Consider the following 11,340-nt stretch of genomic DNA (forward strand, 5'->3'; position numbering starts at 1 on the left):
CGCGGCCAGCGGTGCGCGCATGCGTGCCCCCCTTCGACGAGCGCACGACGCAACAGCGGCCAACCGCGCCGCAGCGCGACGCGCACGCCGATCCACACGAGCGCGACCAGCGCCGCGACGACCAGCAGGATCACGGCGACCCGCACGCTGATCGCCGCGGCCAGCGCGGCCGACGCGCCGAACACGATGCCCGGCGCGACGTGCACGGGCGCCCAGATGAGTGCCGAGACGATGTTGACCGGATAGAACGACCGGCGCGGCAGCGTCGCGCAGCCGACGACGACCGGCACGACCGCGCGCACCGGCGCAAGAAAACGTGCGAGCACGATGCTCTTCACGCCGTGGCGCAGCACGAACTCCTCGCCGCGCCCGTAGGCGTTCGCATAACCGAAGCGCGCCCATGCGTTGCGGATCATTCCGCGGTAGTGCCGCCCCAGCTCGTAGCTGATGCCGTCGCCGATCACGGCGCCGACCGCCGCGACACCGATCGTCGTCCAGCCGTCGAGCGCGCCCGCGCCGATCAGCGCACCGGCCGCGAACATCACGGCGCCGGCCGGCACGACCGTGCCGATCAGCGCGATCGCCTCGGCGCACGCGGTCACGAACACGACCGCGAGCACGAGCAGCGGATGCGCGCCGATCGCGCCGATCCACGCATGGATCGTGTCGCTCATTGCACGCTCCATGGCGAAGCGACCCGACGTGAGAACACCGGGCCGGCGATGGCATGGGGAGCGTTCATCGGGCGGTGCGCGCGGTCGCGCCGGCGTGGCGGATCAATCGAACTCGTGCTGCCGCGCGTCGGCCTCGAGCGGCGCGTCGTGGTAGCCGACCGTCGCGATCTCCTGCAGATAGCGCGCGAGAAACGCGCCGATCGATCCGGCGGCCTCGTACTGATGCACGTGGCGAAATTCATGGGTCAGCAGGCGGCGCGTGTCCTGCCCGCGCAGCACGTACACCGCATGACCGAGCGTGAGCCCGATCGTCCCCGGCGACAACAGCCCCGTGTCGCGGGCGATCGCGGCGAGCGTCGGCGTCTCCGGAAACGGCATGCGCTCGACGATCACCACGCGGATCCGCTCCGGCTGGGCGACGCCCACCGTGCGCGCGTCGTCGGCCTGCGCCGGCGTCAGCGGCGCACCCTGCGCGATCCCGCGCGCCGCCTCCGCTTCGGCCCACGCGACGGCGGCAGGCAGTGCAGACGGCAGGATATCGGCAAGATCGATCATCACGGGGCTCCTCGTTAGTGTCATGGCATCGGGCACCAGTTTAGTCCCGATTCCGGGCGGTTCGCGGGGCGGCTGGCGACCCGCCGCGCCGCCCGGTTCCCGCCGCCGCGACCACCCGGGAATACCCTGATTCGCGCCCGCCCCGCCGCGTATGTTTTCTCGGGAATTATTTCGTTTCAGTGCACATTCGTCGAAAACCTGTCTCGAAAATTTACCGGATGAGTATCGTTTTCGGATTCGGCGGAATATATTGGTCAGAAGAACGGCCGCGGCGACCACCGGACAGCAGGGCGCGGCGTCATCCCGAAGAGGATCGCTAGATGATCAGGGTAATTCTGGCTGACGATCACGCAGTCATGCGGGACGGACTGCGTCACATCCTGGAGACGGCCGGCGGTTTCGAAATCGTCGGCGAGGCGAGCGACGGCTCGGCCACGCTCGCGCTGGTCGAGCGCGGCACCGCCGACGTGCTGCTGCTCGACCTGTCGATGCCCGCGCCGACCGGCATCGAGCTGATCCGGCTGGTGAAGCACCACGCGCCGTCGCTGCGCATGCTCGTGCTGACGATGCACGCGGAGGCGCAATACGCGGCGCGCGCGTTCAAGGCCGGCGCAACCGGCTACCTGACGAAGGACAGCGCGACCGCCGAGCTCGTGGAGGCGGTCGGCAAGGTCGCGGCGGGCGGCGTCTACGTGAGCCCGTCGGCGGCCGAAAGCCTCGCGCTCACGCTGCGCGCGCCGGCCGCGGCACTGCCGCACGAACGGCTGTCCGCGCGCGAGCTCGACGTGATGCGCCGGATCGTCGCCGGCCAGACCGTCACGCAGATCGCGACCGAACTCGCGCTGAGCGCCAAGACGGTCAGCACGTACAAGACACGGATCCTCGAGAAGATGGAACTGCCGCACGAAGCCGCGCTGGTCCGCTACGCGGTGCGCCACGACCTCGACCCCGGCGGCGACGCATGACGGCCGCCTTCCACCTCCCGCCCTCCCCCCCGGACGACGACACCTCCGACGCGTCGCGCCTGTTCATGTCGTCGCTGCCGCCGGGCCGGCGCGAACGGCGGCTCGCGCTCGCGACCGTGCTCGTGTCCGCGGTGATCTTCGCCGCGCTTGCGCCCTTCGCGGGCAGGCCGCTTGCGCCGGGCTGGGCGTTCATCCCCGTGTACCAGTCGGCGATCGTCGTCAACGACATGGTGACGGCCGGCCTGCTGCTCGGCCAGTACGCGATCCTGCGCGAGAAGCCGCTGCTCGTGCTCGCGGGCGGCTACCTGTTCACGGGCTTCATGGCCGGCACCCACATGCTGACCTTTCCCGGGCTGTTCGCGCCGACCGGCCTGCTCGGCGCCGGCGACCAGACCACCGCCTGGCTCTACCTGTTCTGGCACGGCGGCTTCCCGCTGGCGGTCGCCGCGTACGCGCTGCTGCGCGCGGCATCGCCTGCCGCGGGCCCGATCCCGGCTCCGCAACGCCGCGCGGCGATTCCCGTGGTGCTGTGCATCGCGGCCGCGCTCGGCGCGACGGCCGCGCTCGCGCTGCTCGCGACGGCCGGCCACGACCTGCTGCCGCGCATCATGAACGGCAACCGGATGGCCGCGACGATGACGAACGCGATCACGATCGTCTGGGGGCTGAACCTGGTTGCGCTGATGCTGATGTGGCAGCGGCGGCGGCGGCATTCCGTGCTCGACCTGTGGGTGATGACGGTGCTCGTCGCGTGGCTGTTCGACATCGCGCTGTCGGCGATGCTGAATCACGGGCGCTACGATCTCGGCTTCTACGCGGGGCGCGCGTACGGTCTGGTCGCGTCCGGCGTCGTGCTGTTCGCGATGCTGTTCGAAAACGGCCGACTGCATGCGCAGACGGTGCGCGCGCTGGCCGGCGCGCGCTACCAGCATCTGCTCGTCGTGCAGAAGAGCGCGCAATTGAACGACGCGAACGAGCGGCTCGAACAGCGCGTTGCCGCACGCACCGCGCAACTGAGCGCGTCGAACCGCGACCTGCGGCGCGAAGTCGAGGAACGCGTGCGCGCCGAGCGAGCGCTGCAGGCGTCGCGCGAGGAGCTGCGCGAGATCGCCGCGATCAGCGCGAGCGCTCGCGAAGCCGAGCAGCGCCGCATCGCACGCGAGCTGCACGACGAACTCGCGCAGACACTCGCGACGCTGAAGAACGATCTGGAATGGCTGATCGATCGCGTGCCGCAGGACGATGCACTGCTGGCGCGCAAGATCGCGGCGATGCACACGCTGGCGCGCGGCGCGGTGGCCGCGACGCGCCGCATCGCGTCTGACCTGCGCCCGCTGATGCTCGACGATCTCGGCTTCGCCGCCGCGATGCAATGGCTCGTGGAGGATTTCCGGCACCGTCACGGCATCGAATGCGCGCTGCATGTCGACCCGCCCGAACTGCAACTCGACGAGCCTTACGCGACGGCGGTGTTCCGCATCGCCCAGGAAGCGCTCGCGAACGTCGCACGGCACGCGGCCGCGTCGCATGCGAACGTCGCGCTCGTGCAGGCGAACCAGGCGATCGAGCTGACGATTCGCGACGACGGCGCGGGATTCGATCCCGGCGTGCCGCGCAAATCGGGATCGTTCGGGCTGGTCGGGTTACGCGAGCGTGCGTATCTCGTTGGCGGCACGCTGCGGATCGCAACGACGCTCGGCGAGGGGACGACGATCGAGGTCGAGATTCCGCTGTCGCCTGCGCCTGCTGCGGTCGCGCATGGCGGGAATGGAGGTTCGAGGATCGATCGCTGATCGAGGCGGCAATATCGGCAAATGCCGGCCGCCGCGTCGATCATGCGTCAGTGGTAGTCGTCTTCCCGTTGATGTCGCACGGCCAGAATCGTGACTTGCCCGGCCGCTTCAATCTCGAACGGCAGGACGTAGCCCCACGTGCCGAAAGACGCGATCGGCTCACGCAGAAACGGATTCCCGTCGTCGATCTTGCGGCATGTGAACGGAAACATTCGGAGCATGGCGATACCTTGTTCGATCGCGTCCGCAGCCCGCTGCCGCTGCATCGGTATCACGTTCGAGCAGGTATCGATGCATCTGCACCAGATCCTCACGGGCCGCACTTGTATATCGGACCCGATAGATCAATCCGCCGCCTTCGCTGTTCTCGCAGCGTTCAGCATGCCCTCGAGTTCGGCCTGCACGTCGGCGGCGTCGACGTATTCGCCGGTACGGCGCGCCTCGTCGCGCGATGCAAGGCCACGGGTGACAAACTCGCGCCGCAGGCGACGACGCGCGATACCATCGCGAAGCGCCGACTCCATGAACGCAGACAACGTCTCGTTTTCCTCAAGGACCGACTCTGCCGCCTCCCGCAATTGCGGATCGACACGCAGCGCCGGCATGATCGCGGTTTTCATCGCACACTCCATGGATCACATATGTAATCCATGGTAGCAAACCCTCTTTTACGCGTGCAGTCGGCCATTCGGCCTGACCAACGTGTCCGGGACCACAATCCGGCCGCGCCGCACACCTCACGCCCGCATCGCCACCATCCCCCGCTCCGAGCGGGTCCACGCGACCAGCGCGCCGATTCCGAGCAGCGCGAGACACACGATCGGCACGATCATCGGCCCGAACGCGGTGCCCGTCACCTTGCCGGCAAACGGCATCAGGTTCTGGCTGAAGAAGCCGCCGAGGTTGCCGATCGAGTTGATTGCCGCGACGCTCGCCGCCGCCCGCGCGCCGGTGAAGTAGCGCGGCGGCATCGACCAGAAGCACGGATACAGCAGCGGGATGCATGCTCCGCCGAGCACCAGCGCGATGAAGCGCAGCGGCGTCGACGGCAGCACGAGGCTCAGCAGGAAGCCGAGCGCACCAAGCGCCGCGACGATCGCGATCGTGCGCAGGATGCTCTTCGCGCGGCGCAGTTTCCCCGGCAGCCACACCAGCAGCAGCACCGCGAGCGCCCACGGCAGCATGCTCAGGAAGCCGTTCGTCGTGCTCGACACGCCGAACGATTTCACGAGCGTCGGCAGCCAGTACGTCACGCCGTACAGCGACGTCGACATCAGCATGTAGGTCGCCGCGAACAGCATCACGCGCGGGTCGAGCAGCGCTTTCCACGGCTTGCCGTGCTCGGCCTGCGCGGGTTTCTCGCGTTCGAGCGCGGCCTCGACGATCTGCTTCTCGCGGTCGTCCAGGAAACGGGCGTCGCGCACCGACGCGGGCAGCACGCGGAACACGACGATCGCGACGATCACCGCCGGGATGCCCGTCGCCACGAACACCCACTGCCAGCCCGCGAGCCCCCACACGCCGTTCAGGCTCAGCAACACGCCGCCGACCAGCGAGCCGAGCATGTTCGCGAGCGCGCTGCCGAGCGTGAAGATGCCGAGCACCTTCGCGCGATAGCTCTGCGGAAACCACAACGTCAGGTAGTAGATCACGCCCGGATAAAAGCCGGCCTCGGCGATGCCGAGCACAAAGCGCAGCGCGCAGAAAGCGGGCATCGACGTCGTGAAGCCCATCAGCACCGTGATCAGCCCCCACGTCAGCATGATCCGCGCGAGCCACACGCGCGCGCCGTAGCGATGCAGCGCGAGCGTGCTCGGCACCTCGAACAGCAGGTAGCCGATGAAGAACAGCGACGACGCGAGCCCGAACGCGGCTTCCGTCATCCCGAGGCTGTGCACCATCTGCAGTTTCGCGAAGCCGACGTTCTGCCGGTCGATGAACGCGATCAGGAACATCACGACGAGGATGGGCAGCAGGCGCCGCGCCATCTTCGACATGATGCGCTGTTCTTCGGCGGACGCGGGGTCCAGGGTGTCGGTAGCATTCACTTCAGGCTCCTTGCGTGAATCGGTTGCACAGCGGTTGCATGTCGTTTGAATCGGCGCCGCGCGCGACGATCGCGCGGGTGCGGGGCATGTCGGGGAAAGGAAGCGGCGGCATCAGCGCGACCGGTAGTCGTCGAGCATCGGCGCGAACATCTCGTGCCATGCACGCGGCTTCGCCTTGATCGTGCCGGCCAGGTACAGGAATTCGACGTAGTCCATCAGCTGGTTCGGCAGTACCGAGAAGCGCGTGTCGGGCGCGGCGAGCATCCGCATCACGTCGTCGTGCGACACGCCGACGCCTGACGACGCCGCATACAGCGCGGCCGCCGCGCGCGGGTCCTGCGCGATCAGGCGGTTCGCTTCGTCGAGCGCGCCGAGAAACGCGACGGCCAGCGCGGGGTCCGTATCGACGAGCCGCTTCGGCGCGAATACGACGTCGAGCGTCAGCGGGCCGAGCACGTCGACCGAATTCACGACGCGGTGAATGCCCGGCTGCCGCAGCTCGAGCGTCGAGAACGGCGGCGACGTGAAGTGCGCGGTCACGCCGTTCTCGCGCCGGATCAGCGCCTGCATCGCCTGCGGATGCGGGAGGTTCACGGTGATCGAATCGAGCTGCGCGAAATGCGTCGCGCCGAGCTGCCGGCTCGCGACCATCTGCAGCACGACCGCCGACAGCGACGTGCGGATGCCGGGCACCGCGATCCGGTCGGACGGCGTGAAGTCGCGCAGCGACACGAGGCCCGCGCGGTTCGCGTTCAGCGACAGCGACGTGGTGGACAGCCCGCTGATGCCGATCACCTCGACATTCGGAATGCCGCGCGCCCGTGCCCACAGCTCGATGAAACCCGGGGCGCCGGCGCCCGCGAAATCGAGCGTGCCGGCCATCATCGCGTCGTTGACCGAATTGCCGCCGTCGAGCAGCACCCAGTCGACCGCGACGTCGCGCACGCCGTGGCGCGCCGCGTGCCGCTCGAACAGCCGCTGCTTCTCCATCACGAGCAGCGGCAGGTACAGCACCCCGAAGCCTTTCGAGATCCGGACGGTGCGCGGCTTCGCGCGCACGAGCGGCGGCGCGGCCAGCATGCCGATGCCGGCGGCGATCAACGCGCGGCGGCGCAGTGACGTCGTCATGCGCGGGCCGCCGTGCGACGGACGGCAAACGGCCACGCGAAAACCCGCGTCGCGCCGCGCCGCGCATTCGTCGTGCCCGTGACATGCTGCATGTTGCCGTCTCCTTGAATATTTCTGGTATTAATGCCGTCCTTGCGTGCTGCATCCGGCTCGACACAGGTTATCGACCGAGTCTGAGAAAATGCTGACATCCCGGCCCCGGGAAAACCCCTAACCCACCCATCTGCGAAACGGCACCATGCGCATTCTCGTCGTGGAGGACGATGCCGAAATCGGCGCGGCGATCCGCAGCCGCCTGGCGCGGCTCGGCCATGCCGTCGATCTCGAGACCGACGGCGCGACCGCGAACGGGCTGCTGCGCGTCGAGCGTTTCGACCTCGTCGTGCTCGACGCGAACCTGCCCGGCATGGACGGCTTCGCCGTGCTGCGCAACCTGCGCGCGTCGGGCAGCACGACACCCGTGCTGCTCGTCACCGCACGCTCGGCGATCGACGACCGCGTGAGCGGCCTCGGCCTCGGCGCCGACGACTACCTCGTGAAGCCGTTCGACTACCGCGAACTCGACGCGCGCGTGCAGGCGCTCCTGCGCCGCAACAGCGGCCACGCGAACGACGTGCTGACGCTCGGCGGCCTCGTGATCGACCGCAGCAGCCGCCTGGCGGAACTCGACGGCCAGCCGCTGTCGCTGTCGCGCCAGGAATTCGCGCTGCTCGAAATCCTCGCGAGCCGCCCGCAACGCATCTTCTCGAAGGACGAACTGCTGAACCAGTTGTTCAGCTTCGGCAACGAGCCGACCGCGAACGCGGTCGAGCAGTACGTGACACGCGTGCGCAGGAAGCTGCAGGGCAGCTCGGTCGAGATCCGTACCGCGCGCGGGATGGGGTACCAGATTGCGGCGCACTGACTGGTTCCCGAAGACGCTGTTCGGGCGCACGCTGCTCTTCATCGCGCTCGTCGTCGCGTCCGGCGCGCTCGCGCTCGCGGCGATCGCGCGCTACTACGCGGGCGTCGCGGCCGAACGCGCATACGACCAGCTGCTTGCCGGCGCCTCGATCCAGGTCGCGGAAAACCTCTACGTGCAGGGCGGCGTGCTCGCGCTGAATCCGCCGGTGGCCGCGCTGTCGACGCTGTCGCGCTACGACCTCGTCTACTACAAGGTCGTCGATTCGCGCGGCATCGTCGTGGCCGGCTACAACGATCTCGCGAGCCCCGTGACGCTCGCCGCCGCGAAACAGGGCCCGGCGTTCGCGAACGGCCTGTACCAAGGGCACCGAATCCGCACCGCGACCATCGCGCGCTACATGCCCGAAGAGAGCACGCCGGGCTGGGCGCTCGTAACCGTCGCGCAAACCACCAACGCGCGCCAGCAGCTCACGAACGACATGAGCCTCAAGGTATGGACGCTGATCCTGCTGATGAGCGTGCTCGCGATCGGCGCGAGCGGCCTCGCGATCCGGCGCGGCCTGCGCCCGCTCGCGCAGATCGGCACGATCATCGCCGCGCGCGACCCGGCCGACCTGCGGCCGGTGGCCGTCGACACGCCGAGCGAGATCGACGCGATCATCGGGTCGATCAACGGATTGATACACCGCCTGGCCGAGCGCATCAACGCGATGCAGCGCTTCATCGCCGACGCGGCGCACCAGATGCGCACGCCGCTCGCGCGACTCGACGCGCAGATCGAGCTGCTCGACGGCGAATCGGACCCAGCGCGTCACGCGGCGCGGCTCGATGCGCTACGCGCGACCTCTTCGGACGTCGGCCGGCTCACCGGCCAGTTGCTCAATCACGCGATGGTGATCCATCGCACCGAAGCCGTACCGCTGCAGCCGGTCGACCTCGTCGCGCTCGCGAAGGACGTGCTCGGCCGCGCGATTCCGCTCGCGGGCGAGCGCGATGTCGCCGTCGCATTCGCGAGCGACGCGCCGCTCGCCTGGATCGACGGCGACGCGATCAGCCTGCAGGAAGCGTTGTCGAACGTGCTGCACAACGCGCTGCTGCACGGGCATGCGGACGACATCGTCGTGTCGGTCGCGACGAAGGGCAACGCAGGCGATACCGTGACGCTGACCGTCACCGACAACGGCCGCGGCATTCCACGCGAGCATTGGGATGCCGCGCTGCAGCCGTTCGTGCGGATCGCACCGGACGGCAGCGAGCGGCGCACGGGGTCGGGCCTCGGGCTCGCGATCGTGCAGGAAGTGATGAAGGCGCACGGCGGGCGCATCGGGTTTGCGTTTCCCGATGCGGGCGGGTTCGCGGTCGTGCTGACGTTTCCGCGTGCGGCGGGGATCGGCGCCGCGCAGGCATGAACGGACGGACCGGTGCCGGATCGGGCGCGGCAGGCGCTCAGTCGTCGTCGTTGTCGTCGAAGCGGTTCCGCTCCGCATGCCGCGCGACCAACTGGTCCAACTCGTCATACCGACGATCGCAGAACAGCCGGCACAATGTGTCGACTTCCGCGCGCGTGTCGACGTCGATCGTGTCGACATGCCGTTCCAGCTTGCCTTTGCCGATCCCGAACAGCCCCTTCTTCATCCGCATCGAAACGGCATTCAACTGGAAGCCGTCCGCATGCGCGTCGCTCAGCGCGGTCACCCACAATTCGCGCTGATCGTCGGCATGCTGCAGCAAGAGCGCGGGCAACGGCCCTTCCTGCGTGTCGTCCCATTCGGCGTGCTGCGCCGCCCACGGGAACGTGTCGAAGGCACGCGTGAACGACGCGTAGTCCGTCACGCCCTGAGGATCGAGTTGAGTGTAGTCGTAGCCGGTTTTCTGAATGGCGTAGGTCAACATGGCGCGGCGCTCCCGGTGGCGGTAATGGCGACTGCGCGTAATCTACCTGACAAGTCGGTGTACCTCGCAGTTTTTTTGCGAGGCCGGATCCGGGCACCGCCATCGGCCCCGCCCGCTACGCTGCCACCGCCTCGCCACCGAGATACGCATCGCGCACGCGCTCGTCGTCGAGCAGCGCCTTGGCCTGCCCTTCGAGCACGACGCGCCCCGTTTGCAACACATACCCGTAATGCGCGATCTCCAGTGCAAGGCTCGCGTTCTGCTCGACCATGAACACGGTCACGCCCTGCTTGTTGATCGCGTCGATCAGTTCGAGCACCTTGTCGACATAGAGCGGTGACAGCCCCATCGTCGGCTCGTCCATGCAGATCAGCTTCGGCCGCGCCATCAATGCCCGCGCCATCGCCAGCATCTGCTGCTCGCCGCCCGACAGCGTGCCCGCGCGCTGCGTCAGCCGCTCGCGCACCCGCGGAAACAGGTCGAGCACGCGTTCGTAGTCCTCGCCCACCGCCGCACGGTCGCCGCGTGTGTACGCGCCCATCAGCAGGTTCTCGCGCACGCTCATGTCGCCGAACAGCCGCCGCGCCTCGGGCACGGCCGCGATCCCGCGCCGCACGCGCTGCGGCGTCGCGAGCGCCGTCACGTCGTCGCCGTCGAAGCGCACGACGCCGCGCTTCGGCCGCATCAACCCGAGAATCAGCTTCATCGTGGTCGACTTGCCGCTCGCATTGCCGCCGAGCAGGCTGACGATCTGCCCTCGGCCGACTTCGAAGTTCACGTCGAAATGCACCTGCACCGGCCCGTAGAACGTGTCGAGGTGTTCGAGTTTCAGCAGCGCATCGGTCATGTTCGTTTGCAATCCGGAAGAAGTAGCGCTCATGCGGCTGCCTGCGCTGCACGGTCGGCCGGCGTGCCGCCCGCATGGCGGCGGCCGAGGTACGCCTCGATCACGCGAGGATCGTGCCGCACGTCGCGCGGCGCGCCTTCGGCGATCTTCACGCCGTTGTCGAGCACCATCACGCGGTCGGACACGCGCATCACGAGTTCGAGCTTGTGCTCGATCAGCAGGATCGTCAGGCCGCGCGCCTTCAGCGACTGGATCAGTTGCAGCATCTCGGCCGTCTCCGTCTCGTTCATCCCGGCCGTCGGTTCGTCGAGCAGCAGCAGGCGCGGATGCAGCGCGAGCGCGCGGCCGATCTCCACGCGCCGCCGGTTCGCATACGACAGGCTGTGCGCCGGATGATCGATGCGCGGCGTGAGCCGTTCGCCGAACCCGGCGATGATGTCGCGCGCCTCGTCGCGCAGCGCCGCTTCCTCGCGCCGCACCGATGCGGGCCGCACGAGCGCGCGCCACACCTCGGCCGCAGCGCCGAGCGCGGGC

At 68.6% G+C, this 11,340-nt stretch carries 12 protein-coding genes and 1 pseudogene; 4 read left to right on the forward strand and 9 right to left on the reverse strand.

The genetic code is table 11. The annotated features are described in order from the left end of the window. Together DPV74_RS33545 and DPV74_RS33550 are read right to left on the reverse strand one after the other, a co-directional pair. Positions 1-674: DedA family protein (locus tag DPV74_RS33545; RefSeq protein WP_205571962.1), on the reverse strand; the 674-nt coding region annotated here is incomplete at its 3' end. Positions 675-776: 102 nt separating this feature from the next. Next, on the reverse strand, positions 777-1,229 hold the full coding sequence (locus DPV74_RS33550; RefSeq protein ID WP_027790814.1) for a hypothetical protein: 453 nt from the start codon (positions 1,227-1,229) through the stop codon (positions 777-779). Between the two features lie 320 nt (positions 1,230-1,549). Here DPV74_RS33550 and DPV74_RS33555 point away from each other — a divergent pair, with 320 nt between their 5' ends. Together DPV74_RS33555 and DPV74_RS33560 are read left to right on the forward strand one after the other, a co-directional pair. After that, positions 1,550-2,194: a response regulator transcription factor gene (locus DPV74_RS33555; RefSeq protein ID WP_027790813.1), complete on the forward strand. Its 645-nt coding sequence runs from the start codon at positions 1,550-1,552 to the stop codon at positions 2,192-2,194. Then, positions 2,191-3,987 (forward strand): sensor histidine kinase, encoded by a 1,797-nt coding sequence (locus DPV74_RS33560; protein ID WP_060171356.1) that lies wholly within the window; start codon positions 2,191-2,193, stop codon positions 3,985-3,987. The genes DPV74_RS33555 and DPV74_RS33560 overlap by 4 nt, the downstream gene beginning before the upstream one ends. A 47-nt stretch (positions 3,988-4,034) precedes the next feature. Here DPV74_RS33560 and DPV74_RS33565 read toward each other — a convergent pair. The 4 genes and pseudogenes from DPV74_RS33565 to DPV74_RS33580 form a co-directional block, all read right to left on the reverse strand. Beyond that, positions 4,035-4,335 (reverse strand): annotated as a pseudogene (locus DPV74_RS33565) (type II toxin-antitoxin system RelE/ParE family toxin). Next, positions 4,332-4,607 (reverse strand): YlcI/YnfO family protein, encoded by a 276-nt coding sequence (locus DPV74_RS33570; RefSeq protein WP_060171358.1) that lies wholly within the window; start codon positions 4,605-4,607, stop codon positions 4,332-4,334. Before DPV74_RS33570 ends, DPV74_RS33565 begins: the two are co-directional and overlap by 4 nt. A 117-nt stretch (positions 4,608-4,724) precedes the next feature. Beyond that, a complete protein-coding gene (locus DPV74_RS33575) occupies positions 4,725-6,035 on the reverse strand; it encodes an MFS transporter (RefSeq protein ID WP_119338747.1) in 1,311 nt (436 codons plus the stop codon). A 111-nt stretch (positions 6,036-6,146) separates the two neighbouring features. Beyond that, positions 6,147-7,163: an ABC transporter substrate-binding protein gene (locus DPV74_RS33580; RefSeq protein WP_119338748.1), complete on the reverse strand. Its 1,017-nt coding sequence runs from the start codon at positions 7,161-7,163 to the stop codon at positions 6,147-6,149. 238 nt (positions 7,164-7,401) lie between these two features. On the opposite strand from DPV74_RS33580, the gene DPV74_RS33585 reads away from it, so the two are divergent. Continuing rightward, positions 7,402-8,067 (forward strand): response regulator transcription factor, encoded by a 666-nt coding sequence (locus DPV74_RS33585; RefSeq protein ID WP_059653815.1) that lies wholly within the window; start codon positions 7,402-7,404, stop codon positions 8,065-8,067. Then, a complete protein-coding gene (locus DPV74_RS33590) occupies positions 8,054-9,475 on the forward strand; it encodes a sensor histidine kinase (RefSeq protein WP_119338749.1) in 1,422 nt (473 codons plus the stop codon). Before DPV74_RS33585 ends, DPV74_RS33590 begins: the two co-directional genes overlap by 14 nt. 37 nt (positions 9,476-9,512) lie before the next feature. On the opposite strand, the gene DPV74_RS33595 is transcribed toward DPV74_RS33590, so the two are convergent. From DPV74_RS33595 to DPV74_RS33605, 3 genes are all read right to left on the reverse strand, one after another. After that, a complete protein-coding gene (locus DPV74_RS33595) occupies positions 9,513-9,959 on the reverse strand; it encodes a hypothetical protein (protein WP_119338750.1) in 447 nt (148 codons plus the stop codon). 115 nt (positions 9,960-10,074) lie between these two features. Next, complete coding sequence (locus DPV74_RS33600) at positions 10,075-10,839, reverse strand: ABC transporter ATP-binding protein (protein ID WP_119338751.1); 765 nt, start codon at positions 10,837-10,839, stop codon at positions 10,075-10,077. After that, on the reverse strand, positions 10,836-11,340 hold a 505-nt coding region (locus DPV74_RS33605), incomplete at its 5' end, for an ATP-binding cassette domain-containing protein (RefSeq protein ID WP_162923207.1). The genes DPV74_RS33605 and DPV74_RS33600, both read right to left, overlap by 4 nt.

This window comes from Burkholderia sp. HAN2018, assembly GCF_024704855.1.
In the GTDB taxonomy this organism is placed as follows: domain Bacteria; phylum Pseudomonadota; class Gammaproteobacteria; order Burkholderiales; family Burkholderiaceae; genus Burkholderia; species Burkholderia cepacia.